Below are 26,568 nucleotides of genomic sequence, written 5' to 3' on the forward strand. Positions count from 1 at the left end.
TTGTATAAATTAATTAAACTCACCAGATAAACTAGCGCAATCGCAAAGATAAGGCATAGTATTCATAAGTATCACTCAGCCACTTTTTACCTATTGAACGCTTATCTCGTTCAGCAAAGCAAAGGGTTATCAACTATGGGTTTAGTCAGTCAGTTAGAATCTTTATTCAGGCCAAAGTCTATCGTTGTCGTTGGAGCATCTGAAAATCCTGGCCGTGCAGGTTCGGTGATGATGAAAAACCTACTTACCAGCGGCTTTAAAGGCCCTATTTTACCTGTTAACCCAAACCGAAACTCTGTCCTTGGCGTACTTGCTTATCCTTCCATAGATAAATTGCCACTCAAACCCGACCTTGCCGTTATCTGCACGCATTACTCACGTAATATCGCCTGTTTACAGCAATTAGGGGAAGCCGGCTGTAAAGTGGTTATTATTTTATCATCCCCTTCCATTCAGTTTAATGAATTAAAAAAAGTCGCCCAGCAATATCAAATTCGCCTATTAGGCCCGAATAGCCTCGGTTTTCTCGCCCCATGGCAAGGATTGAATGCCAGTTTCTCCCCGATTCCAATCTTAAAAGGGAAACTCGCGTTTATCTCACAATCTGCTGCTGTATCAAATACCGTTCTGGATTGGGCAAGGCACCGAGACATCGGTTTTTCTTATTTTATTGCCCTTGGTGATAGCATCGATATTGATATTGACGATTTACTCGATTATTTAGCCCGTGATAGCAAAACCAGTGCCATTTTGCTGTATCTCGAAAGTATTAGTGATGCGCGACGTTTCTTATCCTCATCTCGCAGTGCTTCACGTAATAAACCTATATTAGTAATAAAAAGCGGTCGAACCCGCAAAGCACAAGAACTTCTAGGCGATAAACCGAGCCTAGATGCCGCTTATGACGCCGCTATCCAACGTGCTGGGCTACTTCGCGTGCAAGATACTCACGAAATGTTTTCTGCGGTTGAAACATTAAGCTATATGACACCATTACGCGGTGAACGCCTCTCTATTATGAGCAACGGTTCTGCACCCGCAGCGATGGCATTAGACGAACTTCTCTTGCGTAGTGGCAAACTTGCAACGTTAAGTGTTGAAACAGAAAATGAATTAAGCTCCCTGTTACCTCTTGATTTATCGACGAAAAACCCAATTGACTTGGGGGATGATTCCACCGTTGAGCGCTACATCAATGTACTGAACAAAATGCTCGACAGCCACGACCATGACGCTTTATTGCTTATCCACACTCCCAGTGCGATAACGGAAAGTAAAGCCATGGCAGAAAAAATTATTAAAACGATTAAGCAGCACCCACGAGGAAAATGGCTAACCATCTTAACCAACTGGTGTGGAGAATATTCATCTCAAGAATCTCGCAGGCTATTTAGTGAAGCAGGGATCCCAACCTACCGTACTCCAGAAGGGGCAATCACAGCATACATGCATATGGTGGAATATCGCCGTAACCAAAAACAACTCAAAGAAACTCCGGCTTTACCTATTGGTATTACAGCGAATACTCAACAAGCTCATGAATATATTCAACAAGCACTGGAAAATAATAAGCTACACTTGGATACACATGAAGTTCAACCTATTTTAAAAGCCTACGGGTTAAATAGCTTACCCACATGGATAGCACACTCTAGTAATGAAGCCATTGAAATTGCAGAAAAAATTGGCTATCCCGTCGCCTTGAAATTACGCTCTCCTGATATTGTTCATAAGTCAGAAGTACAAGGGGTCATGCTCTATTTACGCAATGCTAAAGAGGTAGAAGATGCAGCTAAAGCGATTATGGAACGTGTTTCAACAAATTTCCCTAATGCACGAATTGAAGGCCTGTTGGTACAAAGTATGGCCAATCGAGCTGGCGCTCAAGAACTCAGAATCGCTGTTGAGCTAGACCCTGTTTTTGGCCCTCTCATCATGTTAGGAGAAGGTGGTATTGAGTGGCAACAAGAGAGCCAAGCTGCTGTCGCTCTTCCCCCGCTAAATATGGCTTTAGCTCGCTACCAAGTTATCAATGCCATCAAAAGTTACAAAATCAAATCTCGAAGTGCTTTAGAACCTTTAAATATCATAGGGTTGTCAGCTTTATTAGTGCGCGTTTCAAATTTAATTATTGATTGCCCAAATATTACAAGGTTAGACATTCACCCATTACTTGCCTCAGGGGATGAATTCACTTTACTTGATGTCTCCATGACTCTAAGCCCAACAGATGATGCAACAACATCTAGGCTGGCAATTCGCCCTTACCCTAGTGAACTCGAAGAAACGATTCATTTAAAAGAAGACCTTACCTGTTTACTACGTCCGATCCTCCCTGAAGATGAGCCTTTGCTAAAATCCTTTATAGAACAAGTTACTAAAGAGGATCTTTATTATCGTTACTTTAGCGAAATTAGTGAGTTTACCCATGATGATCTCGCCAATATGACTCAGATTGATTATGATCGGGAAATGGCTTTTGTTGCGGTAAGAAACCCCAATACAGCTCCTGAAATTATAGGTGTAACACGGGCTATGGCGGATCCTGATAACCAAGAAGCTGAATTTGCAGTACTGGTTCGTTCCGACATGAAGGGGCAAACGCTCGGTTATCAACTGATGCAAAAGTTACTTAACTATACTCGGAGCCACGGCATTAAAAAACTGACGGCAATAACCATGCCTGAAAACCGTAATATGATTAGCCTAGCGAAAAAACTCGGCTTTGAAATTGACGTTCAGTTTGAAGATGGAGTAGTTAATCTGACACTGCACTTATAGAAATATCCAAGAATACGGCTCAACTTGTATAGTAATTAAACAAGTCGTCAATTTATACTAAATGGTTTGGCTAAATATGCTATCATCCATAGATCATTCGCTTAAAAATGTGCGCAAAGCGAGTTGCTATTAGACTAATAAGAGAAAATTCACACTGTGATGTTGTCAAAATTAAAACAAGCAAAACATCAACAATATTTGGTCAGTTTGCCAAAACTATCTCAAGAAATTGCTGATGTAAAAACGCTATATAAGACAGAAGATTTTCGTGATGAACTGCTTAAACAAATCTCTCAGGCTCAAAATACTATCTACATAACGGCTTTGTATTTAGAGAAAGACGATGCAGGTAAAGACGTACTTCATGCTCTATATGCTGCAAAACAAGCTAATACATCATTGGATATCAAAATTCTCGTAGACTGGCACCGTGCTCAACGAGGCCGGATAGGGGCTGCTGCAAATGCCACAAACGCCGATTGGTATTACGATGTTGCAAAACATTACCCTGAAATTGAAATTCCTATCTACGGTATTCCTGTAAATACACGGGAAGCACTAGGTGTTCTGCACCTAAAAGGCTTTTTATTTGATGATACTCTGCTCTATAGCGGTGCAAGTATTAATGACGTCTATTTACAGCGTCATAATAAATACCGTTATGACCGTTATCACCTTATCAAAAACAGCCAACTTACCGCATCAATGAAAAAATTTATTGATGACGCATTACTACAGTCTGATGCCATTCATCTATTAAATACACCGAATCGGCCAAAAACAGCTGAGTTTAAGCACCTAATTAAGCAATTTCGTTTGGGCTTACGGGGAGCGTCCTATCAATTTTCAGGAAACGCATCAAATGATGAGTTGTCTGTCACTCCCTTTGTTGGCCTCGGCAAAAAAAACGATTTAAACCGTGTTATCACTCATTTAATGGGTGCAACAAATAATAAACTAACAATCTGCACGCCTTATTTTAATTTACCTGCGGTGTTAGTCAGAGTTATTAGTCGGTTACTCCGTGATGGCAAACAAGTAGAAATTATCATTGGCGACAAAACTGCCAATGACTTCTACATCCCACCTGAAGAACCCTTTAAAATAATTGGTGCGTTACCATACCTTTATGAGATCAATCTGCGCCGTTTTGTTAGTCGCTTGCAACGCTTTATTGATAGCCAGCAGTTAACAGTTAGGCTCTGGAAAGACGCAGACAATACCTATCATCTAAAGGGAATGTGGGTTGATAATCACTGGCAATTGATCACGGGTAACAACTTAAACCCACGCGCTTGGGGGTTAGATCTTGAAAACGCAGTATTAATTCACGACCCAAAACAACAGTTGCAAGAGCAACGCAATCACGAGCTAGAGTGTATTCGAACTCATACTAAGGTTGTTAGCCATTTTCGTGAATTAGACAGTATTCAAACCTATCCTGTTAAAGTGAAAAAATTAATCCGACGTCTACGTCGAATACGAGTGGATCGGTTAATTAGTCGGATTTTATAATACATCTCAATTTAGCGTCACTTAAGTGACGCTTTTTACATTCATCATCTGGATAATGATACCTAATATGTTTAAGCCATTAATTTTTAGCTTACTTATATTTTCCATCACAGGATGCAGTGGTTTTCATTGGTCCAATGACAATTGGCAAGGCAAAGATAAAGCACAACATTTTGCATTTTCAGCCGCTATGGCTGCATCGGGTAACGCTTATGCAGACAAACAAAATATACAACACCGCGATGCTGCCATATTCGGTATTCTATTCTCAGTTTCTCTTGGCGCAGCAAAAGAGCTTTATGACAGCAGGCCTGCTGGTACGGGGTGGAGTTGGCATGATTTTGCCTATGATGTTGCAGGGTCAATAGCGGGTTATAGTTTATATCAGTCCTTAAAGTAACCCTCTCCTTACTTCCCATTCTTTTAAATTCCCCTGCTATTTTCAATATTTCGCTCACCATCGAAGTATCTCTTAATTAACCCTTTATAGTTGAGCTCTCAATATTAAGGAGAGACTCATGATCGCAGTGATTTTCGAAGCCATCCCAGTACCAGAACAAAAAAATCGTTATTTTGAACTAGCCGGTCAACTAAAATCTGAACTTATGCGCATAGAAGGGTTTATTTCGGTTGAACGTTTTCAAAGTATAACCACTGAAGGAAAAATTCTCTCACTTTCGTGGTGGGAAACAGAAGAAGCCGTAAAAAATTGGAAAAAACATTTCATGCATATTGAAGCACAAGTTGAAGGACAACAAACCATTTTTTCTCATTATAGAATTCGAATTGCTAATACCCTAAAGGATTACTCATTCAATAAAGAGGATAATTTTAATGTATGATATTCATGTGATTATTGAAAACCAAGTGGGTGCTTTAGCACTATTGGCGACAACATTAGGGAAACATGGTATTGGCCTTGAAGGTGGTGGTGTTTTTTCTATCGAAGGAAAAAGCCATGCTCACTTTCTCGTCACCCAGCCAGAAAAAGCAAGCAATGCTCTGGCTACAGTAGGGCTGAAGATTGAAAGTATTTCAAAACCTGTGATCCGCAAATTAAAACAAGAACGCCCAGGCGAACTTGGAGAAATTGTTTCTCTGCTTGCACGCCACCAAATTAATATCTTAGTCCAATATAGCGACCATAATAACAGGCTAATATTAATAACAGACAATAATATATTAACTACTGAAGTTACAAAGAAGTGGGAAAACCTACCATATGATACCAAGCAAAAATAGTATTCTCATTGAAGAAAAAGAACCATTAGAGAAATCTATCGCAAAAGTTGCATTTGCGATTGCTGACCCTTCAAGAGTCAGCATTTTGTGTGCATTAATGGATGGTAGGGCATGGACAGCAACAGAATTAAGTGCAGTTGCAGATATAGCACCATCAACAACGAGCGCACACCTCACTAAGCTATTAAATAGCCACTTAATTAGCTGTCTATCTCAAGGAAGGCACCGGTATTACCGACTTGCAGGCTCAGATATTGCCGAATTATTAGAAACATTAATGGGGGTATCCATTAAATTAGAGTATACCCCAACAATAGCAACACCTATTCATCTGCGAAAAGCACGTACTTGCTATGATCACTTAGCAGGGGAAGTTGCTGTTCAGATCTACGAATTTATGGATAAAAATGGTTGGTTTACCGCTAAAGAAAACAAGTTATCAGATATTGGTATGGCGCAATTTAAAAAATTTGGGATAGATATTATTCCTCATACAAAACGAAAAATAGCATGCGCTTGCTTGGATTGGAGTGAAAGGCGTATGCACCTAGGAGGACTTGCAGGAGCCTTGCTACTACAATTCTTTGAAAAAAATAGATGGATAGATAAAGCAAAAGGCTATAGAGAAATTACTTTTACTTCCAATGGTAAAAAAGCTTTAAAACGTATTTTTGATATTAATATCGGTTAACCTAAAATAGGCATTATCGATAAAATTCAGTATGTTATCAATACAAAAAAGCCTCGCGATTTTCATCACGAGGCTTCGAACATTTTTTTTCTAACTGCCTATTTACCACACAAAACGACTACTTTTTGATTCTTTTTAGTGCTTCTGGCAGTTCGGCAATACTATTAATAACAAGATCTGCATTATTAATTGCCTCATCTGTGACTGGCTCGCCACTTTTTACTAATACGGTCGTACCGACGTTAGCACCTTTACCTGCTAACATATCAGCCAGTTTGTCACCGACCATAATGGATGAAGCCATATCTATCTTTAAAAAGTCTTGTGCATCTAATAGCATTCCAGGTTTTGGTTTACGACAATTACAGTCTTGGCGATATTCTTCTACTGTAGCTTCAGTATGATGGGGGCAAAAATAAATACCGTCTAAGTCAATACCGCGATCTGCTAATGACCAATCCATCCATTCTGTTAGTTGCATAAACTGGTCTTCTGTATAAATTCCCCGACCAATACCTGACTGGTTGGTTACGATAACTAATGCATAGCCCATCTTTTTTAATTCAAGCATTGCTTCAATTGACCCTTCGATAAATTCGAAGTCATCAATTTTATGCACATAGCCATGATCGATATTAATTGTTCCATCTCTATCTAAAAAGACTGCTGGGATCCCGTTACTCACCTGTTTGCTCCTAAAATTTAGTATTTTTTTAGTATCTCATGAAAAGAAATAAAAGGAGAATAGAATAAATAGAACAATCTTTATTGACTTAGACGTCTAGACGCCTTAACATCCAACCTTATTAGATACACTATCTAAAAACAATTCAGATAAAGTTAGAAACTATAAATGATAAAGCTCTCAAATATTAATAAAGTTTTCCAGCAAGGAAGCCGTAACATTCAAGCACTTACTGATATTAGCTTGCATGTGCCTGCTGGTCAGATCTATGGCGTTATTGGTGCTTCAGGTGCAGGTAAAAGTACGCTTATTCGTTGCGTAAATATGCTTGAGCGCCCAACTTCAGGCCAAGTTATTGTTGATGGGCAAGATTTAACGTCGATGACTGAAAAAACCTTGACGAGAGCACGTCGCGGCATTGGCATGATTTTTCAACATTTTAACTTGTTATCTTCACGCACTGTTTTTGATAACGTTGCTCTACCTTTAGAGCTTGATAATACGCCTAAAGAAAAAATTAAAGAGCGTGTGAATGAATTACTAGATTTAGTTGGTTTAAGTGAAAAGAAAGATGCTTATCCTGCGAATTTATCCGGCGGACAAAAACAACGTGTAGCTATAGCTCGCGCATTAGCTAATTCCCCTAAAGTATTGCTATGTGACGAAGCTACAAGTGCATTAGACCCGGCGACAACTCGTTCAATTTTAGAATTGTTGAAAGATATTAACCGCCGATTAGGACTAACTATCTTATTAATTACTCACGAAATGGATGTTGTAAAACGTATTTGTGATCAAGTTGCTGTAATAAGTGGAGGTCAATTAATCGAGCAAGATAAAGTGAGCGAAGTATTCTCTCACCCAAAAACACCTGTCGCTCAAGCATTTATACAGTCAACATTAGTCATTGATATTCCAGATGATTATAAAGAACGATTGAAAACAGAACCAGGTCAAGACCTATCTCCATTACTTAAGCTCGAATTTACAGGGCAGTCTGTTGATGCACCTTTAATTTCAATGGCAGTACGTAAGTTTGATATTGATATTAATATTTTAAGTTCACAAATTGACTACGCTGGCGGCGTGAAATTTGGTGTGATGCTAGCAGAGCTACATGGCATCAATGGTGGCGTTGAGTCCACAATTGCATTTTTGAAAGAGCACCACGTGAAAGTAGAGGTTTTGGGTTATGTCTGAGAGAATGATTTATCTGCTGATTAACGGCACAATTGACACTATCACAATGACCTTTGTTTCCGGCTTTTTAGGTTTTGTTTTAGGTTTACCTTTAGGCGTGTTGCTCTATATTACGCGCAAAGATCAAGTTATGGAAAATGTTGGCTTATATCGTGCTCTTGCGGTTGTTGTTAATATTTTCCGTTCAGTACCGTTTATTATTTTGCTAGTTTGGATTATTCCATTAACGTCGTTTCTTGTTGGTACCACCATTGGTTTAAAAGCAGCTATCGTGCCTTTAACTATTGGGGCCGCACCATTTATTGCTCGTATGGTTGAAAATGCGTTATTAGAAATTCCAAGTGGTTTAATTGAATCAGCTCGTGCAATGGGGGCAACTCCACTTCAGATTATTCGTAAGATTTTAATCCCTGAAGCATTGCCAAGTTTAATTAATGCAGCCACTATCACGTTAATTATGTTAGTCGGATATTCTGCAATGGGTGGTGCAGTTGGTGCCGGTGGTTTAGGCCAAATCGCACTACAATATGGTTATCAAACCTATAACCCTGTTGTGATGAATACCGTTATTGTTCTACTTGTCATTTTAGTAAATCTAATTCAGTTTGGTGGCGAGTATTTAATGAAAAAAGTTTCACATCGATAGTTAGTAAAATAGCGGCGCCGTTGAGGTGCTTATAAAGTCCGTTTTAAAGGGGTAAACCAATGTCTATTAAATTAAAATCTATCGCAGTTGTCGGCGCGCTATTAGGCACACTCGTTCTCACTGGTTGTGGTGAAAAAGAGAAAGATGCTAACAGCATTAAAGTTGGTGTGATCATGGGCAAAGAATTAGAAGTTGCTGAAGTCGCGCAAAAAGTCGCTAAAGAAAAATACGGTTTAAATGTTGAGCTTGTTTCATTTAATGACTTCGTCTTACCAAACGAAGCATTAAGTAAAGGCGATATCGATGCGAACGCATTCCAGCACAAGCCTTATCTTGATCAGCAAATTAAAGACCGTAACTATAAATTAGTCCCTGTTGGAAATACTTTTATTTATCCAATTGCGGCTTACTCTAAAAAGATTAAGTCAGTTGATGAACTTGCAGATGGTTCACAAATTGCGTTACCAAATGACCCAACTAACTTAGGCCGTTCATTACTGTTATTACAACAACAAGGTTTAATTAAATTAAAAGATGGTACAGGTTTAATGCCAACGGTTTTAGATGTGGTTGAAAACCCGAAAGACCTGAAATTTGTTGAGTTAGAAGCACCTCAATTACCTCGTGCTTTAGATGACCAAAAAATTGCCTTAGCGATCATCAATACTACTTGGGCGAGTAGTGCTACACCTAAATTAACCCCAGCAAAAGATGGTTTATTTGTTGAAGATAAAGATTCTCCTTACGTAAATATTATTGTTGCTCGTGAAGATAATAAAGATAGCGAAAATGTGAAGAAATTTATTCAAGCATATCAATCAGATGAAGTGGCAAATAAAGCTAACGAAGTCTTCGATGGTGGTGCAGTTAAAGGCTGGTAATCTTTTTTATTATTTAAAAAACGATTAAAATACTAGACGGCTTAACGCCGTCTAGTATTTTTTGTAATTTATAGACTATAAAACAACGGCATTATTTTGAATAATATAAGAAAGGTATAATTATGAGACTGTTATTGCTCACTTTGGTGACATTTTTGTTAGCCGGGTGTGGAATTAACCAATACACGAGTCCAGGGCAAAATAAAGGTTTCACTAGTATGAAATTGTCTAAACCTGTACCGAGTGAGACAAAACCAAACACTGCAAACGTTAAATTAATGAATAGTCCAGAAGAATTATTAGGGATGCCTTTCAAAGATTTAGGTGTTGTTTCTGGGGAATCTTGTCGAGAAAGTGTTCAAAGCCCTCCGGCAAATTTGAATACCGCAAAAAACAGTATGTTATCACAGGCTGCCTATATTGCGGCTGATGCAGTACTTTTACACCAGTGCCAAACTATGACCTCCCCAGGTTGTTACCAGGCAACTATTTGCGAAGGCAGTGCATTAAAAATTGTTGAATAAGTATCTTATGCAATCTTTTCAGTTTAATGTTATTGGGCACATTGAATCACCTTATAAAGAAAAGTTTGCGATCCCTCGCCAACCTGGACTTGTTCAGGGAGGTGCGGGACGCTTACATCTAAATTCTCCATTTAACCAGCCAAATGCAGTCCGAGGTCTCAATCAATTTAGCCACGTTTGGGTTTTATTCATTTTTCATCAAACGATGAAAAATGGCTGGAAGCCACTAGTGCGTCCTCCAAGGCTAGGAGGCAATGATAAAATGGGTGTTTTCGCAACCCGTTCAACATTTAGACCAAACCCAATAGGTATGTCACTTGTTGAATTACATGGAATAACAATAAAAAATAACCAAGTGATCCTTGAGCTTGGTAGTCTTGATTTGGTTGATGGCACCCCAGTTATCGATATAAAACCTTATTTACCTTTCGCTGAGGCAATACCTACAGCAACTGCAGGGTATGCGCAAGAAACACCTTCAGATAATATGCCGGTTATATTTACCCCACATACAGAAACTGTATTAAATACTTATCAAAGTCAGTACCCGGGTATTAAACAATTTATTTCACAAGTTTTAATGCAAGACCCTCGCCCTGCATATAAAAAACAATCTACTGAAATACGTGACTATGCAGTCTATTTATTAGATTTTAATATTCGTTGGCGAGTAATTGATGGTGTGACTGAAGTATTCGCTATTGAACCATACGAAAAATCACCTTAACCCCTTTTGACAAGTCTTCGTCACTGGTAGACTAGCTCACTATATACCTTGGCAAATAAGTCGTTTGCCATAACTTGTTGTTCTAATGGAACCTATACAATGCGTACTAGCAAATATCTGCTCTCAACTCTAAAAGAGACCCCTGCGGATGCAGAAGTTATCAGCCATCAGCTGATGCTGCGTGCAGGAATGATCCGTAAACTTGCCTCTGGTCTGTATGACTGGTTACCCACTGGTGTGCGTGTTCTGCGAAAAGTAGAAACCATCGTTCGTGAAGAAATGGAAAATGCAGGCGCTATAGAGGTATCTTTACCCGTCGTCCAACCTGCAGATTTATGGCAAGAAAGTGGACGTTGGGAACAGTATGGCCCTGAATTGCTGCGTTTTGTTGACCGTGGTGAGCGCCCGTTTGTTCTCGGCCCAACCCATGAAGAAGTGATCACCGATTTAGTGCGTAACGAAATTACGTCTTACAAACAACTACCATTGAATTTATTCCAAATTCAAACCAAATTCCGTGATGAAGTTCGCCCACGTTTTGGTGTGATGCGTTCACGTGAATTTATCATGAAAGATGCATACTCTTTCCACACTAGCCAAGAATCATTGCAAGAAACCTACGATACAATGTACGAAGCCTACAGCAAAATTTTCACGCGGATTGGTTTTGATTTTCGTGCTGTTCAAGCTGATACAGGCTCTATCGGTGGTAGCGCATCCCACGAATTCCAAGTATTAGCAAAAAATGGTGAAGATGACGTTATTTTCTCTACCGAATCTGATTATGCTGCTAACATTGAATTCGCAGAAGCATTAGCACCAACAACACCTCGTGGCGCTCCAACAGAAGAAATGCGGCTTGTTGATACGCCAAATGCAAAAACAATTGCAGAGCTTGTCGAACAATTCAATTTACCTGTTGAGAAAACTGTTAAGACATTGATTGTCCACGCAAAAAAAGATTCAGGGCACACTTTAGTCGCTTTATTAATTCGTGGCGACCATGAATTAAATGAAATCAAAGCAGAAAAACACCCTTTAGTGGCTAGCCCATTAGAATTTGCTACTGAAGCTGAAATCAGAAATGCGGTGAATGCAGGCCCAGGTTCTTTAGGCCCTGTCAATATGCCTCTACCGATTGTTATCGACCGTAGCGTTGCAGTAATGAGCGACTTTGGTGCTGGCGCAAATATTGATGGCAAACACTATTTTGGCATCAACTGGGAACGTGATTTAGCGTTACCAGAAGCTTTTGATTTACGTAACGTTGTTGAAGGCGACCCAAGCCCTGATGGTAAAGGCGTACTACAAATTAAACGCGGTATCGAAGTTGGCCACATTTTCCAATTAGGCACTAAATACTCAGAAGCAATGAAAGCATCAGTCCAAAATGAAGATGGCCATAACCAAATCGTCACCATGGGTTGTTATGGTATTGGTGTAACGCGTATTGTTGCCGCTGCCATTGAACAAAGCCATGATGACCGAGGAATTATTTGGCCGGATGCAATTGCTCCGTTCCAAGTGGCTATTTTACCAATGAATATGCACAAATCTTATCGTGTTAAAGAGGTTGCAGAAAAACTTTACACTGACTTAAAAGCAAACGGTATTGATGTGATTTTCGATGACCGTAAAGAGCGCCCTGGTGTGATGTTTGCCGATATGGAGCTGATTGGTGTTCCATATACTATCGTTATTGGTGACCGTAACTTAGACAACAACCAAATTGAATATAAATCACGCCGAAGTGATGATAAAGAACTTGTTGGTTTAGAAAATATTGTTAGCTTCCTAAAAGGTAAGCTCGGTAAATAAAACAGGTTAAAAGCTAGAAAATAAAGCCCAAATTTAGGTTACTTTGAATTTGGGCTTTTTCTTTAGATGTCTCGGTACGAACCAATCTTAAAGCCATGTGCCAAAATTTGTGATTTTAAGTTTTCAGATGTTAAAACTTCCAATTCATTTAAACGTGGATATGCATAGTTACTTTTTAATAGTGCATTATCAATAAAAGCAGGATGGCTCATAACTTCAATAGATCTATTACCTTGTACCTTAGCTTCATTAATAATCTTCAAAAACAGTGTTTCTGAAATTTCATCACCATAGAATTCGCTACTAAAACAGTCCGTACTCACCACTTGATATGATAATGGTGGCCAATTCTTCTCTAATTGACGATCAACGCGTAATGCAACTCCCTTCTCTTGGGCGAAAGCAACTACAATTGGAAAAATACCTTCAATCATATGGACATGATGATGGCTATCAATATGGCTAGGTTTTTGACCAAAAATTTCGATAAACTTTTGATATTGCAAGTTTAGCTCTTGTTCAATCTCAATCAATGGTAAATCATTAATATCCCAAAGCCATTTCCCCAACATTCCATCACGGCTGAGTGTAGGCATTGATGAGAAGGGCTTTCCTGCAGTTAAAACAAAATGCATGCCCACCGCTAAGTTCGGATTTTCTTGGCTTAATTTAGCTGCATGGGATATTGCTGGCATATTCATCATCGCACTAGTTGAATGAACTATCCCATTACGATGAGATTCAATAATACCATAATTGACAGCTTCACAGAGCCCAAAATCATCAGCATTTACAATAAGTAGTACAGCCATATGCTCTCCCTTAATTCTATAAGCTATCTGGCTAATTAACCTTCTTGCTCAAGCTGTTGTATTGCTTTAGCAAAGTTGGGTAGATATTTTTTATGGGCGATAAGTAATTCCTTAGAAATTAAACGCGCATCGTTATCAGAATGAATTAATGGGTTTAAATTCATCGCCAATAAAACATCATTAAACTGACCATTTACTGCAGCTTGGCTAGTCGCAATCTCAAAGTTTTTTAAGGTATAAATTAAACCAAGTACTTTATCATCAAAATGTTTTACCCGTGGGTGCGGTTTCGCACCATCACGACCTAATATACATGTCATTTCGACAGTCCAGTCTTCAGGAATATTATCGATATGTCCATGATGTGGAATATTAACATAGTGCTCCGTTTGCTTATCATTGTATATCGCATTGATGACTTCACAAGCTGCATCTGAATAATAAGCCCCACCTCTTAATTCAAGCTCTTTAGGCTTTACATCTAATGTCGGGTTTTTATATAGTTCAAATAGTTGATGTTCAACTTTTTGCACGACTTGTGCCCTAGCACCGCCTTTATAATACTCACCCAGCTCAATCGCTAGCATTTCCTTAGGTTTAAAATAGTACAATAAATAGGAACATGGGATCAGATTTAACCCGCGAATTAGACCTTCGTCAAAAGCAAGGTCAGTAATGTTTTTAACTGAATTGGCACTTAACGTTCCAGAGGCAATACCCTCTAATAATTCATTAAACCTCGATGAGCCATTTACAATAACATCTTTGATAAAAACCATATGGTTTAAACCAAATAAATCGATAGATAATTCATCACTATCAGATAGTTTTAAAACGTCGGTAATAAACATTTTCATACCGATAGGGATATTACAAACACCAATAAAGCGTGTGAAATTAGTATGCCGATAAACAGCCTCAGTCACCATACCAGCAGGGTTAGTAAAATTAATTATCCAAGCATTCGGGCAAATTTCTTCAACATCTTTGATAATGTCAAAAATCACAGGTATTGTTCGTAACCCTTTGAATAAACCACCAGCACCATTAGTTTCTTGTCCCAAATAACCATGTTTTAAAGGGATCGATTCATCTAATTCACGCGCTTTTAATTGCCCAACTCTTAATTGAGTCGTGACGAAATCAGCATCTTTTAATGCTTCTCGCCTATCCAGTGTTTTAAATATCTTTAGAGGTATATTGGCATGCTTAACCATGCGTTCGCATAAATTATAGATAATATCTAATTTTTCTTTACCTTCTTCGACATCCACTAACCATAATTCAGTAATAGGTAATTCATGGTAACGTTTAATAAAACCTTCCAGTAATTCAGGAGTGTAGCTACTCCCCCCTCCAATAGTAACAACTTTTAATTTCCGAGTCATATTAACCTCATGGACCTTTATAATAGACATAGAAAAGCACACCATCCTTATATATAAAGATGGGTATGCTAGAGATTTTAGTAATGGAAAGCTTATTTAGATAATAATTTAACCTACCATTTTTTGTTCAACGCTAAATAGATTTTTTCTGTAATCACTCGGTGTTAATGAAGTTAGCTCTTTAAATTTTTTTACAAATAAACTTGGGCTGCTATAACCTGATTCAAAAGCAATATCTGTAATTGAATAATTAGTTATTTCAAGTTGCTTTTTAGCAAAGTTAATTCTGATATCATTAATAATCTGCATTGGCGTTTTGCCATAATATCTTTTTGTTGCCCGGGTTAAGTATTCTTGTGATTTTCCCGTTATAGAAATCATATTTTGTAGAGCTCTCTCACTAAACATAGCGATATCATGCATTTCTTCCAATGTGCTTTTTAACCACTGCGGTGCATCATCTCGCATACTTTTTTCACGATAATGGCGTAATCGATTTACTACATTAAATGTAACTAACTCAATAAATTCATTAAATTCGCTATCACGAAAATTTAATGATGCGATTACGGATTCTATATAAGCCATAAACTCATTTTTCAATTGATAACCCTGTGATGCAACAAAACAACTTGGTAATAGTGGTAAGTAATGTTTATCAAAAAATGATTTACTGATACCCACATTCAATATTCGTGTTGGCCCAAAATCATAAGCACTTTCGTGATAAGACCCTATTGGAAGAAAAATGAAATCTCCTCGTTCTAATAAAACTTTTTTTCCATTAATTATTTGATAACAACGCCCCGTTAAAACGATCATATATTCATAATAATCATGTTGATGCAGTCCACTTGCACTCTCAACTTTATTATAAATAAAGACATGAAAGGTTTTATTATTAAAAAGTTCACTTTCTTGAACTAGTTTAATTTCAGCATTAGTGTCGGTTCTATTCATCAGTGTCTGCATCATGACCCTCTCTCTAATGGTTTAGTTTTTCATGTAATTCAATTAACTCTGTAATTAATTCACGGGCTAACATTGCGTTCATTAAATGATCCTGCGCATGAACTAGGACTAGGCTTACTTTGATTCGCCCTTCCCCCATATCACTTTCAATTAACTGAGTTTGCACTTTATGAGCTTCATTCAACGAGGAATGAGATTGCGCCATTAAACTTTTTGCGGTCACAAAATCACCTTCTTTCGCTTTTTTTAATGCGGTGTAAGCTAAGCTTCTTGCTTGCCCTGCATTAATAATCAGTCCCATGACAACTTCTTCAAGTTCATCCGTAGTGGCATTTTCTTGGATATCATTAAGCTCAAACATATTTTTATCTCTATTTTAATGAGAGGAGCAAGCTCCTCCCTATTTTAAAATTTAAGTGCGTTAGCAATATCTTCTTCACTTTCTTCTTCATCAATTGTGTTTTGTGCTTTATTAGAAATCACAACAAATGGAAGATAAACGAGTACGGCCACACCAAGGTTAAATAATGCAAGTAATAAAGCGGCAATACTACCATTTGTATTGAAGAATGCAGCTAGCCCAGTAGGCATCGTCCATGGTGCAATATTCGTCACTGGCGGGATAATCCCTAGATAATAAGCCGCGACCATTATTCCCGCCAATAAAGGCTGAATAAGAATAAATGGAATAAACATTACTGGGTTCATAATAATGGGTAGACCAAAAATAATCGGCTCATTAATTTGGAAAATACCCGCTGGTAATGCTAATTTCGCAACCTGACGATGATCGGCACGGCGTGATGCAATAAAGATAGCAATAATTAATCCTAATGTAGCACCGGTTCCACCTAAGAACACATAGGAATCAAGCATCGGTTTTGCCCACATATGGAAAGACTTACCCGCAGCAATCGCAGCGTCAACTGAGCCATATTCAGCATACAAAGACACGTTTTCCAATGCCCATGGGGTCATTATGCCACTATCTAATGCGGTTAATGCGAGAGAACCGTGAATACCAAAGAACCATAGTAGAGACGTAAATACAACATATGCCCAACCAACAACATTCCCCATAGAAGCAAGTGGTGTTGATACTGTATCCATTATAATTTGATGGAAGTTACTACTAATACCGCTTAATGCCCACGACACAATTCCCATAATGGATAAGATAATAAAACCAGGAATAAGTGCAGAAAATGAACGAGATACAGATGGAGGTACGCTATCGGGTAATCTGATCACCCAATTACGGCGAACAATAAAAGTGAACATTTCAGCAACGACTAGCCCTAGAATGATCCCTGAAATGATATTTGCCCCACCGAGCCAGTTAGCACCAACAGCATAAGCACCATTGACGTCATAAGGTGTTACTGTCATGAAAGATGCAACGGCTAACAAACCAGCCGCTAGAGGATCCACCTTACGTTCTTCCGCCAGTGCCATTGCAATAAAAAAAGGTGCCATTAAGGACATTATCCCCAATGTCCCGTTATAAACATTTCCACCGATGGCTTTAAAGCCATTTAGTGTTTCTATCGTTGAGGGTTCTAGTCTAACGCCCAAAGAATAGAAAAAAGACCCTGTATCAAAACTCAGAAAAACATTATTAATTAGCACAAACATTGCCCCAACTAATGTCAGAGGCATAATTCGAATAAAACCATTCTTTATTGCATTAACATGAGGTTGCTTTCCCAATCTAACTGCGAATGGAAGGAGAACCTTTTCAAGCGAAGTGATAAAAAGACTCATAAAATTACCCTCAATTTTTTTGAGTGTGCTCCATTCTTAACTAATTACGTTGTATTAATAGCGTTAATGTCGATGGAGTTATTATGTTGTAGAGGTAGTAAATAGCTTTTTGATACTAGCTTGCCGATTGTTGTTTTATGATTGCAACAGCGACTTTTAGTACACCAAGCCCATCCACTTTTCCGTATAAAAGTGAATCAATAACTTCAACTGGCTTATTAGGTAATAATTTCTGAATATCCGATAACATCCACGCGATTTGCGGGCCCAGCAATATTACATCCGCATCTACACCCTTCTCTGAAGCTAAGCTTTCAGGGAAGGCTTCAATATTGACAGGTACATCATATTTTTCTGCTTGCTGTCTCATTTTGTTAACTAGCAGTGAGGTAGACATACCTGCAGAACAAAATAGATAAATATTTTTCTTATTCATTCCTTATCCTTTAATTCGTTCTATTTTTTATTACCGCTGTGACTTATAAGTTTTCTTATAGACTTATCATATAACTCAGCCCTACACGCTAAAGAGTATAATTATCTCTAGTTGAATTGAGTATACTGCCTTCCCAGCCTTTTCGATAATTCAAACTGAGCAACAATTGTCTCCTATTGACCAGCAGCTATGACGACCTTCACATTTATATAAATATTTTGCGTCAATAAAAAAGTTATACTGATGTCAAATAATGATAAGAAATGAATTAAAGATAGAGAATACGAGGCGTTAGTCGATAATTTAGGAGTCCGAAAGAAAAAGACCCACTTCAACTGAAGTGGGTCTTTTAAGAAAGGAAAAAGTACGAATTAGTTACAAGAAGTCGATTTGTCGAATTTAATTGTACCTGTTGGTACTAATGCTGAGTCGAACTGACCATCTTCCATTGAAGGACGAATGGTATAATAACCTTCAATTTCAGCGTAAACTGGCGTACCACCATCTACACCCGTTTCTCCATACGCTTTTTCTAATTCGATACCAGAAGCTGCATATTGACGACCACTAGCGCACTCTGAGAATACCGCTGCATCTGCCATATAGCGGTATTGCCCCACTTTTTTACTTGGCTTAACTTGGTCTAATGTATAATTCATCTGTGTTTCAATCGGGTTACCGTCTAAATCCAGTAAGGTCATTGATTGGCCATCTGCTGATTGGGCAAAATAAGTGCTCTCACCTTTAGGATTCGTTGCACGTAATTTATTATTTTCTATATCCCATTTACCAGTATCATGGAAAGCAGTATCACCATCTTTAGTTCCTAAGTAGACAAGCTGTTCTACATAACTACCGTCTTGGTTAACTAGCAATGTCGCCTCAATACCAGAGCAATCCGCACAAGGCAAAACCCCTGTATATACTTTATCGACTGGTGCTGCATCAATATTTTTTGTCGCACTCTGACAGCCAGCTAACGTAATGCTTCCAACCGCCATTAAGACTAACATTAGTGATTTTTTCATTATAATTCCCTTAAAACCATGTGTTTTAACTTATTAACCAATATAAACATCATAGCATTTCATCTAATAAAAATATGGCAAACATAAGAAAATTCGGACATTACTGATAAAATACGTTATGCATTGATTTGGTGAATAAGAATTGTCTTTTTCCCAGTGCTGTGATTATAGTTATTAAAGTTACTGTGCTATTATCGTACTAAGCACATTTTTGCTTGGTACAACATGTTCAAGGCGGCAATAACCGCCACTAACACAGTGGTGAGGGAATATGTCTACAGATACTGAATATCAACCTATCAATTGTGATGATTACGAATATCTAGAAATCGCATGCCAACGTCAGCTAAAATTGCAAATAGCACTTAATGACGGCGTGAATATTGAGGGGCAGGCCAATGATTTACTCCTACGAAAAAAAGTTGAGTACCTGATTGTTGAGACACATGAAGGAACCAAGGAGTTAAGATTGGATTGCATAATTTCCTTCAGTCATCCAGAAATCGGCACGATTGTTGTCGACCACTCTCACTAATACTCGCTATTTTGAGTCCTTCTATGGCCCCTTATGGTAATCACAGTCATAAGGGGCTTCTCATTAACTCAACACCTTAAATTCACTCTCTTTTTGCCAATCAATAGCAATACCAAGAGTCGCTTCATCAGCCATTCCTTCAGGAGTAATAAAACACCCCACCGCAGTAATGAGCTGGTCGTTATAATAAATTAGAGGCACTCTTTCTCTCATCCATGGAGCTACTCCTAATTCTTGCCAGATCTTCTTACTGCTTCTGGAACGATGCCGTCCTACAATATTGAGCGTGCCTTGCAGCCCAAAACGAACCGTCACATTTTCATGTGAAAATGGTGGACGTATTTGCCCCTCACCTTCCATAATTTGTAAAATTCCTAAGGATTCAGGTAACTCAAAAGCCTCGGGATAAATCCATTCAAATTGTTGATTAGCTAAGCTATTAATGCGCTTAACAACCCACAACGCACCTTGATAACGGCGAATTTCGAATTGCCCTAAACGGCAAATAGGATCCGCATCCTGCCGAGCTAACGCCACTTCTTGCCAAATACGTTCCAATTGGTTAAATGGTGGCATTGGTAGCTGATGCAGACCAATCCAGCGGCGAATAAGTGCATTGCGTTTTGCTGATGAACAGGCTTTCAAGTCATCAATAAATAGCCCCCCTCGATAATCCATCATTTCATCAAGGGAATCCTTTAATAACTCATCAAGTAATGTTTCTTGCTCTGCACATAACGCTGCACTGCGGGCAACTGCACTCGAAAAATGCGGCCAACGCTCAGTCAAAACAGGCATGATATTCAGGCGTAAAAAATTTCTATCGTAACGATCATCTTGGTTACTATCGTCTTCAACCCACGATAATTGCTGCTCTTGCATATAAGCTTCTAGCGCTATACGGGGTGTTGAGAGTAATGGTCGTAGCAGCGATGTTGAACCGCAACATGCTGAAAACGCTAATTGTTCAGGCATTGAAGACAACCCTGCTGGCCCACTACCACGCTTTAACGCTAACATGAAAGTTTCTGCTTGATCATCAAGGTGTTGAGCCGTAACTAGCACCTCACCTTCTTGTAATTCTTCTCGGTAAGCCTGATAACGGGCATCTCGTGCCGCTGCTTCAATACCTTTTTGGCTTGAATCAACCACTACGTGTCGGCAAATGAAAGGAATGTCCCACTGTAAACACAATTGAGCACAATGCTGCTCCCATTCATTTGCTTTTCTATTCAACCCATGATGAATATGAATAGCGCGAACCTCTAATAGAGGAAGCTGTTTCTTTCGAATAAGATAAAGTGCATGTAATAAAACTGTTGAGTCAATACCACCACTGAATCCCACTAGAATTTTTTCGATACCGCTTATTTTATTAAGAACCCTATCAACAATGACTTGCGAATGCTGTGACATTTATTCGCCCTTCTCACAACTTCTGACTTTGGCTCTTTGCGCCAACACACAGAACACCAGAAATAATTACCAGTAATACCCCTATTGCATACGCAATTTCAAAAGCATCATTTAAGATTAACACTAACCAGAGCACCGATAATACGGGAGACAAAAATACCACAGAAGCTATTTTCGCCGAGTGCCCTGTATTCATCGCCTTGAACCATAAAATGTAAGACACCCCGTTGATTAAAATACCATTAATCAACGTTGGCCAAAAAGCCGCTTTTGAAGGTAATCGCATTTCACTAAACAGCATCAATAAGACAAAAGAAGTCAGCGTTGAAAAAATAAATAACCATACAGTACTAATATAGGGGTCAATCGAATATTGACGGGAGAAAACTGACATTAGGGCAAAGCAAAACGCACCACTAAAAACCAGTAATAACGCTGTTGGGTTTTCAACATGTAATTGCGTAATTTGCCCTTTGGTAAAAGTAATAATCACCGCAATAAAACCGATTATGATACCAATTATTTGTCTTCCAGCTAATTTGTCTTTTAGCAATACTACTGATAACAAGATAATAACTAATGGCCAACTATATTGAATGACCAATACCGCTATACCATTCTCAATGGAATATCCGTAGTACAGCAACAAATAGAATAAACAGTCAAGAAAGCCAAGAACAAAGACTTTGACTAATATATCTCTTGGCAAAATAAACAGTTTTGTCAGTCGATAGCCTGAAGCAAGAGCAACAATAATCACAGATATCGCAGATATTACGTTCGACCAGAACAGGAATTGAAAGCTGTCCATGCCTTCTTGCCCAAAACGAGAGACAATAGGAATAAAGCTCCATATCAACACGCAAGTAAAAGCATATAGCAAATAATTATATTGTCGCACCCTAGTCCCTATCTATAGTTATTTTCAGTAGATGAATAATTTAAATCAAAACACTCGGTTATCATTAAAAATGACTAGCTTAAAAATAAAAACGGGAGCTGGCAAAAGCAAACTCCCGTATTTATTAATGATTAGCTGTTAATGATTAACAATAACCATAGTCCATCAGGCGCTGATAGCGACGGTTTTTCAATGCTTCAGCATCTAATAATTCTAATTCGTCTAAGTCCTCGGTTAGGCGTGCTTTTAGCTGTTCTGCAATTTCATCATAATTACGATGTGCACCGCCTAATGGCTCAGGAATAACATTATCAATTAATTTCAGTTCTTTAAGACGTGGGGCGGTAATCCCCATTGCTTCTGCTGCTAATGGTGCTTTATCTGCACTTTTCCATAGAATAGATGCACAGCCTTCTGGTGAAATAACAGAATAAGTGCTGTATTGCAGCATATTGACTTTATCACCCACACCGATAGCAAGTGCACCACCAGAGCCACCTTCACCAATAACGGTACAAATGACTGGGACAGATAAACGTGACATTTCACGTAAATTACGTGCGATAGCCTCTGACTGACCACGCTCTTCAGCACCAACTCCCGGATAAGCACCTGGAGTATCAATAAAGGTGATAATAGGTAAGTTAAAACGCTCAGCCAGTTCCATCAAACGCAGTGCCTTACGGTAACCTTCTGGGGCTGGCATACCAAAATTACGACGGATTTTTTCTTTTGTCTCACGCCCTTTCTGATGCCCAATAATCATGACTGGACGACCATCCAAACGCGCCATTCCACCGACAATGGCTTTATCATCTGCATAAGCGCGATCCCCTGCTAATTCTTGGAAATCAGTAAAAATGCGAGAAATATAATCCAATGTATATGGACGACGTGGGTGACGAGCGAGTTTAGCTATTTGCCAAGCCCCTAGATCAGAGAAAATTTTACGTGTCAGTTCAACACTTTTTTCACGTAAACGAGCAACCTCTTCATCTAGGTTAACTTCTAAGTTGTTATCTTGACGGCTAACCGCTGTTAGAGAATCAATTTTCGCCTCTAATTCCGCGATTGGCTGTTCAAAATCAAGAAAATCCAGACTCATAATATTCCTATTTTAGTCAAATTCTAATTCTACCTGCTCACTACCCAGCAGAGTTCGAAGATCGTTCAAAAGGGGATCCACTGGCGTCACACGCCAAACAACACCAAATTTAAGCTTGGCTCTGGCATCATCCTTCTGGTAATACAGATGAACCGGGATCGTTCCTGAACGATGAGGTTCAAGAGTACTGCGAAGCCGGTTCAGCAATTGATCGTTAATTTGTTTATCTGACAGTGAAATTGCAAGTCCTCGTGCATATTTTTCCCTTGCTTCACTAATATCCATTAACTCACGCACTGTCATTTTATTACCACCATTGAAATCATCAAAGCTGACCTGACCGGTGGCTATCAGGATATTGTCTTTTTCCAACATATGTTGGTACTTATCGAGTGCATCTGAAAATAACATAATATCCAGACGACCGGAACGATCATCAAGCGTACAAATCCCTATTCTATTTCCACGCTTGGTTGTAATCACTTTAGCTGAAAGTACTAAACCTACCACAGTTGTTACTTGACCACGAGGGGTGGGGTTCACATCTTTTAATCTAAGCCCATTAGTATAGCGCTCTATTTCGCTCAAGTATCGCGTTATTGGATGCCCTGTTAAATATAAACCAAGCGTCTCTCGTTCACCATCCAATACTACTTGCTCTGGCCATTTAGGTACACTTGCATATGAACTTTCAACTTGTTCAGGTGCTTCAGCTAGTACACCAAACATATCTGCTTGGCCTATTGCCTCTGCTTTAGCATGTTGGTCAGCTGCTTTTAACGCATCCTCAAGGGAAGACATCAACGCTGCACGATGAGGGCCTAATCGGTCAAATGCCCCTGCCATGATAAGCTTTTCCATCACACGACGGTTAATTTTTTTAATATCAACTCGCGCACAAAGGTCAAAAATCTCTTTAAAGATGCCGCCTTGTTGACGAGCTTCAACAATCGCTTCGATCGGGCCTTCGCCGACCCCTTTGATTGCACCGATACCGTAAACTATCTCACCTTCATCATTCACATGGAAGTGATAAAGCCCACTATTGATATCTGGCGGCAATACTTTTAAGCCCATTCGCCAACATTCATCAACTAAACCAACCACTTTTTCCGTGTTATCCATATCCGCGGTCATAACTGCAGCCATAAATTCAGCGGGATAGTGCGCTTTTAACCATAATGTTTGATAAGAAACTAAAGCATAGGCAGCTGAATGCGATTTATTAAACCCATAACCGGCAAATTTCTCTACCAAGTCAAAGATTTTCATTGATAGCTCGCCGTCTACTCCGTTTTTAATTGCACCTTCTTCAAAAACAGAACGCTGCTTCGCCATTTCCTCAGGTTTCTTTTTACCCATCGCACGACGCAGCATATCCGCACCGCCAAGCGTATAGCCAGCTAAAACCTGAGCAATCTGCATAACCTGTTCTTGGTATAAAATAATCCCATATGTGGGCTCTAGAACAGGTTTTAATGATTCATGTTGCCATTGTACATCTGGGTACGATATTTCTTCACGACCATGTTTACGGTCAATAAAGTTATCTACCATGCCTGATTGCAGTGGCCCGGGACGGAACAATGCCACCAGTGCGATCATATCCTCGAAGCAGTCGGGGCGTAATCGCTTAATTAAGTCCTTCATTCCACGGGATTCTAACTGGAATACCGCTGTGGTTTCTGAGCGCTGCAGCATATCAAAGCTTTTTTGATCGTGTAGCGGAATAGCTGCAATATCAATCGGTTCTAAATTTTTCTTGGCTCGACGCGCGTTGATCATTTCCAACGCCCAGTTAATGATCGTCAATGTCCGTAAACCAAGGAAGTCAAACTTCACTAACCCCGCATATTCGACATCGTTTTTATCGAATTGTGTGACAGGGTTATTACCTTCCGCATCACAATAAAGCGGCGCAAAGTCAGTAATTTTAGTTGGAGCGATAACCACCCCACCCGCATGTTTACCAGCATTTCGTGTGACACCTTCGAGCTTACGCGCCATATCGATAAGCGCTTTAACCTCTTCATCAGCCTCATAAATTTCAGGTAGCTGTGGTTCTGCTTCGAACGCTTTTTCCAGTGTCATACCGGGGTCTGGCGGCACTAATTTTGAAATTCTATCAACAAAACCATATGGGTGCCCAAGTACGCGCCCCACGTCACGGATAACCGCTTTGGCGGCCATCGTACCGAAAGTAATGATCTGTGAAACAGCGTCACGCCCATACATTTGGGCTACGTGATCAATCACTTGGTCGCGTTTTTCCATACAGAAATCGACATCAAAGTCAGGCATCGAAACACGTTCCGGATTCAAGAAACGCTCAAAAAGCAAGTCAAACTCAAGCGGATCAAGATCCGTAATTTTAAGGGCATAAGCAACTAAAGAGCCCGCACCGGAACCTCGCCCCGGCCCCACAGGTACGCCATTATCTTTTGACCATTGGATAAATTCCATCACGATCAAGAAGTAACCGGGGAACCCCATCTGATTAATCACGTTAAGTTCAATTTCCAGACGCTCATCGTATTCAGGGCGTTTTTCCGCTCGTACTTTTTCGTCTGGGAATAAAAACTCGAGGCGCTCTTCTAACCCTTCTTTTGACCGCATAACCAAAAAGTCTTCGGTTTTCATATCCCCTGTTGGGAATTGCGGTAAGAAGTATTCACCAAGGCGAATCGTGACGTTACAACGCTTAGCAATCTCTACACTGTTTTCTAACGCTTCAGGGATGTCAGCAAATAGCTCACACATCTCTTCTTCGGAACGTAAATATTGCTGAGGGCTATAATTTTTAGGCCTTTTCGGATCAGCTAATGTAAAACCATCATGGATAGCAACACGTATTTCATGGGCGTCGAAATCACTACTTTCAATGAAGCAAACATCATTCGTTGCAACAACAGGCAAGCCTTTTTTAGTTGCTAACTCGACAGCCGCATGCAGATAACTTTCTTCATCTGGCCGCCCTGTTCTGACTAATTCTAAGTAGTAGCAATCTGGAAAATGCGTTTCATAGAATGCAAGGCACTCATCCACTAAAGTTTGATTACCTCTTAATAGACATTGCCCGACATCCCCTTTACGGCCACCAGAGAGTAGAATCAAACCATCTTTGTGCTTAGCCAGCCATTCACGTTTAATTGTTGGTCCAACCGCACCATAGCCTTTTTGGTACGCTTCAGAAATGAGTAGGGTAAGGTTTTGATAACCTTCATTATTACGTGCTAAAACAGTTAAGTGAGATATTTCATCACCCAATAGTTCACTTTCCACATAAAAATCAGCACCAATAATGGGTTTGATCCCTGCACCATGTGCTGCACCATAAAACCGGACTAGCCCACAAAGGTTAGTAAAATCGGTGATCGCAAACGCAGGCATGCCCATTGAAGCCACTTTTTTAACCAGTGGCCCCGTTTTGGCTAGCCCATCAATCATGGAATAGTCACTGTGAACACGTAAATGAATAAAACGAGGTGATGCCATCGACCT

At 39.4% G+C, this 26,568-nt stretch carries 25 protein-coding genes; 13 read left to right on the forward strand and 12 right to left on the reverse strand.

All coding sequences use genetic code 11. The features are described from left to right. Nucleotides 1-135 precede the first annotated feature (135 nt). The 6 genes from ACU696_RS18065 to ACU696_RS18090 all read left to right on the forward strand — a co-directional run bounded on the left by ACU696_RS18065 (nt 136) and on the right by ACU696_RS18090 (nt 6,229). Nucleotides 136-2,781, forward strand: coding sequence for a bifunctional acetate--CoA ligase family protein/GNAT family N-acetyltransferase (locus tag ACU696_RS18065; protein ID WP_164529097.1), 2,646 nt, complete (start codon nt 136-138; stop codon nt 2,779-2,781). Nucleotides 2,782-2,940: 159 nt separating this feature from the next. Continuing rightward, on the forward strand, nt 2,941-4,296 hold the full coding sequence (gene pssA / locus ACU696_RS18070; RefSeq protein ID WP_109913270.1) for a CDP-diacylglycerol--serine O-phosphatidyltransferase: 1,356 nt from the start codon (nt 2,941-2,943) through the stop codon (nt 4,294-4,296). A gap of 67 nt (nt 4,297-4,363) precedes the next feature. Beyond that, nucleotides 4,364-4,696: a YfiM family lipoprotein gene (locus ACU696_RS18075; protein ID WP_184957451.1), complete on the forward strand. Its 333-nt coding sequence runs from the start codon at nt 4,364-4,366 to the stop codon at nt 4,694-4,696. Between the two features lie 118 nt (nt 4,697-4,814). Next, the gene (locus ACU696_RS18080; RefSeq protein ID WP_109913268.1) at nt 4,815-5,138 is read left to right on the forward strand and encodes an antibiotic biosynthesis monooxygenase family protein; all 324 of its coding nucleotides are present in this window, start codon (nt 4,815-4,817) and stop codon (nt 5,136-5,138) included. Continuing rightward, nucleotides 5,131-5,538: an amino acid-binding protein gene (locus tag ACU696_RS18085; RefSeq protein WP_109913267.1), complete on the forward strand. Its 408-nt coding sequence runs from the start codon at nt 5,131-5,133 to the stop codon at nt 5,536-5,538. Before ACU696_RS18080 ends, ACU696_RS18085 begins: the two co-directional genes overlap by 8 nt. After that, nucleotides 5,519-6,229, forward strand: coding sequence for an ArsR/SmtB family transcription factor (locus tag ACU696_RS18090; RefSeq protein ID WP_109913266.1), 711 nt, complete (start codon nt 5,519-5,521; stop codon nt 6,227-6,229). The genes ACU696_RS18085 and ACU696_RS18090 overlap by 20 nt, the downstream gene beginning before the upstream one ends. A gap of 118 nt (nt 6,230-6,347) precedes the next feature. On the opposite strand, the gene gmhB is transcribed toward ACU696_RS18090, so the two are convergent. Next, the gene (gmhB, locus tag ACU696_RS18095) at nt 6,348-6,914 is read right to left on the reverse strand and encodes a D-glycero-beta-D-manno-heptose 1,7-bisphosphate 7-phosphatase (protein WP_004915273.1); all 567 of its coding nucleotides are present in this window, start codon (nt 6,912-6,914) and stop codon (nt 6,348-6,350) included. Nucleotides 6,915-7,082: 168 nt separating this feature from the next. Between gmhB and metN the strand changes: the two genes are divergently transcribed. The 6 genes from metN (at nt 7,083) to proS (ending at nt 12,710) form a co-directional block, all read left to right on the forward strand. Continuing rightward, on the forward strand, nt 7,083-8,114 hold the full coding sequence (gene metN, locus ACU696_RS18100; RefSeq protein WP_004915275.1) for a methionine ABC transporter ATP-binding protein MetN: 1,032 nt from the start codon (nt 7,083-7,085) through the stop codon (nt 8,112-8,114). Next, nucleotides 8,107-8,760 (forward strand): methionine ABC transporter permease MetI, encoded by a 654-nt coding sequence (metI, locus tag ACU696_RS18105; RefSeq protein ID WP_004257375.1) that lies wholly within the window; start codon nt 8,107-8,109, stop codon nt 8,758-8,760. Before metN ends, metI begins: the two co-directional genes overlap by 8 nt. A gap of 59 nt (nt 8,761-8,819) precedes the next feature. Further along, nucleotides 8,820-9,641, forward strand: coding sequence for a MetQ/NlpA family lipoprotein (locus tag ACU696_RS18110; RefSeq protein ID WP_004257378.1), 822 nt, complete (start codon nt 8,820-8,822; stop codon nt 9,639-9,641). Nucleotides 9,642-9,763: 122 nt separating this feature from the next. After that, nucleotides 9,764-10,165: an Rcs stress response system protein RcsF gene (gene rcsF, locus ACU696_RS18115; RefSeq protein ID WP_004908829.1), complete on the forward strand. Its 402-nt coding sequence runs from the start codon at nt 9,764-9,766 to the stop codon at nt 10,163-10,165. A 7-nt stretch (nt 10,166-10,172) separates the two neighbouring features. Continuing rightward, nucleotides 10,173-10,892 (forward strand): tRNA (N6-threonylcarbamoyladenosine(37)-N6)-methyltransferase TrmO, encoded by a 720-nt coding sequence (gene tsaA, locus ACU696_RS18120; protein WP_447343208.1) that lies wholly within the window; start codon nt 10,173-10,175, stop codon nt 10,890-10,892. Nucleotides 10,893-10,991: 99 nt separating this feature from the next. Further along, nucleotides 10,992-12,710: a proline--tRNA ligase gene (gene proS, locus ACU696_RS18125; RefSeq protein WP_004908825.1), complete on the forward strand. Its 1,719-nt coding sequence runs from the start codon at nt 10,992-10,994 to the stop codon at nt 12,708-12,710. Between the two features lie 62 nt (nt 12,711-12,772). Here proS and chbG read toward each other — a convergent pair whose 3' ends face one another. The 7 genes from chbG to ACU696_RS18160 form a co-directional block, all read right to left on the reverse strand. Beyond that, nucleotides 12,773-13,522 (reverse strand): chitin disaccharide deacetylase, encoded by a 750-nt coding sequence (chbG, locus tag ACU696_RS18130; protein WP_196723988.1) that lies wholly within the window; start codon nt 13,520-13,522, stop codon nt 12,773-12,775. 35 nt (nt 13,523-13,557) lie between these two features. Further along, nucleotides 13,558-14,910 (reverse strand): 6-phospho-beta-glucosidase, encoded by a 1,353-nt coding sequence (locus ACU696_RS18135; protein WP_109911821.1) that lies wholly within the window; start codon nt 14,908-14,910, stop codon nt 13,558-13,560. 108 nt (nt 14,911-15,018) lie between these two features. Beyond that, nucleotides 15,019-15,885, reverse strand: coding sequence for a transcriptional regulator ChbR (chbR, locus tag ACU696_RS18140; RefSeq protein WP_109911813.1), 867 nt, complete (start codon nt 15,883-15,885; stop codon nt 15,019-15,021). A 10-nt stretch (nt 15,886-15,895) separates the two neighbouring features. Then, nucleotides 15,896-16,243: a PTS N,N'-diacetylchitobiose transporter subunit IIA gene (chbA, locus tag ACU696_RS18145; protein WP_004908815.1), complete on the reverse strand. Its 348-nt coding sequence runs from the start codon at nt 16,241-16,243 to the stop codon at nt 15,896-15,898. 44 nt (nt 16,244-16,287) lie between these two features. Then, nucleotides 16,288-17,646, reverse strand: coding sequence for a PTS N,N'-diacetylchitobiose transporter subunit IIC (chbC, locus tag ACU696_RS18150; protein ID WP_036957985.1), 1,359 nt, complete (start codon nt 17,644-17,646; stop codon nt 16,288-16,290). A 115-nt stretch (nt 17,647-17,761) separates the two neighbouring features. Next, nucleotides 17,762-18,082 carry a PTS sugar transporter subunit IIB gene (locus ACU696_RS18155; RefSeq protein ID WP_004908810.1) on the reverse strand — a complete coding sequence of 107 codons (321 nt, stop codon included), beginning with the start codon at nt 18,080-18,082 and terminating at the stop codon, nt 17,762-17,764. A gap of 371 nt (nt 18,083-18,453) precedes the next feature. Then, nucleotides 18,454-19,110, reverse strand: a complete 657-nt coding sequence (locus ACU696_RS18160) for a copper resistance protein NlpE N-terminal domain-containing protein (RefSeq protein ID WP_209101909.1) — start codon at nt 19,108-19,110, stop codon at nt 18,454-18,456. 271 nt (nt 19,111-19,381) lie between these two features. On the opposite strand from ACU696_RS18160, the gene rof reads away from it, so the two are divergent. Next, nucleotides 19,382-19,645 (forward strand): Rho-binding antiterminator, encoded by a 264-nt coding sequence (rof, locus tag ACU696_RS18165; RefSeq protein ID WP_004908806.1) that lies wholly within the window; start codon nt 19,382-19,384, stop codon nt 19,643-19,645. Between the two features lie 63 nt (nt 19,646-19,708). Here the strand turns inward: rof and tilS are convergent, their stop codons facing one another. The 4 genes from tilS to dnaE form a co-directional block, all read right to left on the reverse strand. After that, nucleotides 19,709-21,061: a tRNA lysidine(34) synthetase TilS gene (gene tilS / locus ACU696_RS18170; protein ID WP_109911810.1), complete on the reverse strand. Its 1,353-nt coding sequence runs from the start codon at nt 21,059-21,061 to the stop codon at nt 19,709-19,711. A 13-nt stretch (nt 21,062-21,074) separates the two neighbouring features. After that, nucleotides 21,075-21,962 (reverse strand): DMT family transporter, encoded by an 888-nt coding sequence (locus tag ACU696_RS18175; RefSeq protein ID WP_042851536.1) that lies wholly within the window; start codon nt 21,960-21,962, stop codon nt 21,075-21,077. A gap of 145 nt (nt 21,963-22,107) precedes the next feature. Further along, the gene (gene accA, locus ACU696_RS18180) at nt 22,108-23,067 is read right to left on the reverse strand and encodes an acetyl-CoA carboxylase carboxyl transferase subunit alpha (RefSeq protein ID WP_004908798.1); all 960 of its coding nucleotides are present in this window, start codon (nt 23,065-23,067) and stop codon (nt 22,108-22,110) included. A 12-nt stretch (nt 23,068-23,079) separates the two neighbouring features. Continuing rightward, nucleotides 23,080-26,562, reverse strand: a complete 3,483-nt coding sequence (gene dnaE, locus ACU696_RS18185; RefSeq protein WP_164529102.1) for a DNA polymerase III subunit alpha — start codon at nt 26,560-26,562, stop codon at nt 23,080-23,082. Nucleotides 26,563-26,568: the final 6 nt, after the last annotated feature.

The organism is Providencia sp. PROV_01, assembly GCF_053098325.1.

Excerpts from the sequence above, each read along its gene's own strand:
- metI (WP_004257375.1), top strand. The coding sequence starts at position 8,107 with ATGTCTGAGAGAATGATTTATCTGCTGATTAACGGCACAATTGACACT.
- rof (WP_004908806.1), top strand. The coding sequence starts at position 19,382 with ATGTCTACAGATACTGAATATCAACCTATCAATTGTGATGATTACGAA.
- ACU696_RS18160 (WP_209101909.1), bottom strand. The coding sequence starts at position 19,110 with ATGAAAAAATCACTAATGTTAGTCTTAATGGCGGTTGGAAGCATTACG.
- ACU696_RS18155 (WP_004908810.1), bottom strand. The coding sequence starts at position 18,082 with ATGAATAAGAAAAATATTTATCTATTTTGTTCTGCAGGTATGTCTACC.
- ACU696_RS18075 (WP_184957451.1), top strand. The coding sequence starts at position 4,364 with ATGTTTAAGCCATTAATTTTTAGCTTACTTATATTTTCCATCACAGGA.
- tilS (WP_109911810.1), bottom strand. The coding sequence starts at position 21,061 with ATGTCACAGCATTCGCAAGTCATTGTTGATAGGGTTCTTAATAAAATA.
- ACU696_RS18065 (WP_164529097.1), top strand. The coding sequence starts at position 136 with ATGGGTTTAGTCAGTCAGTTAGAATCTTTATTCAGGCCAAAGTCTATC.
- ACU696_RS18110 (WP_004257378.1), top strand. The coding sequence starts at position 8,820 with ATGTCTATTAAATTAAAATCTATCGCAGTTGTCGGCGCGCTATTAGGC.
- ACU696_RS18085 (WP_109913267.1), top strand. The coding sequence starts at position 5,131 with ATGTATGATATTCATGTGATTATTGAAAACCAAGTGGGTGCTTTAGCA.
- pssA (WP_109913270.1), top strand. The coding sequence starts at position 2,941 with ATGTTGTCAAAATTAAAACAAGCAAAACATCAACAATATTTGGTCAGT.
- chbA (WP_004908815.1), bottom strand. The coding sequence starts at position 16,243 with ATGTTTGAGCTTAATGATATCCAAGAAAATGCCACTACGGATGAACTT.
- metN (WP_004915275.1), top strand. The coding sequence starts at position 7,083 with ATGATAAAGCTCTCAAATATTAATAAAGTTTTCCAGCAAGGAAGCCGT.
- chbG (WP_196723988.1), bottom strand. The coding sequence starts at position 13,522 with ATGGCTGTACTACTTATTGTAAATGCTGATGATTTTGGGCTCTGTGAA.
- chbR (WP_109911813.1), bottom strand. The coding sequence starts at position 15,885 with ATGATGCAGACACTGATGAATAGAACCGACACTAATGCTGAAATTAAA.
- ACU696_RS18080 (WP_109913268.1), top strand. The coding sequence starts at position 4,815 with ATGATCGCAGTGATTTTCGAAGCCATCCCAGTACCAGAACAAAAAAAT.
- rcsF (WP_004908829.1), top strand. The coding sequence starts at position 9,764 with ATGAGACTGTTATTGCTCACTTTGGTGACATTTTTGTTAGCCGGGTGT.
- ACU696_RS18135 (WP_109911821.1), bottom strand. The coding sequence starts at position 14,910 with ATGACTCGGAAATTAAAAGTTGTTACTATTGGAGGGGGGAGTAGCTAC.
- proS (WP_004908825.1), top strand. The coding sequence starts at position 10,992 with ATGCGTACTAGCAAATATCTGCTCTCAACTCTAAAAGAGACCCCTGCG.
- tsaA (WP_447343208.1), top strand. The coding sequence starts at position 10,173 with ATGCAATCTTTTCAGTTTAATGTTATTGGGCACATTGAATCACCTTAT.
- dnaE (WP_164529102.1), bottom strand. The coding sequence starts at position 26,562 with ATGGCATCACCTCGTTTTATTCATTTACGTGTTCACAGTGACTATTCC.
- accA (WP_004908798.1), bottom strand. The coding sequence starts at position 23,067 with ATGAGTCTGGATTTTCTTGATTTTGAACAGCCAATCGCGGAATTAGAG.
- chbC (WP_036957985.1), bottom strand. The coding sequence starts at position 17,646 with ATGAGTCTTTTTATCACTTCGCTTGAAAAGGTTCTCCTTCCATTCGCA.
- ACU696_RS18090 (WP_109913266.1), top strand. The coding sequence starts at position 5,519 with ATGATACCAAGCAAAAATAGTATTCTCATTGAAGAAAAAGAACCATTA.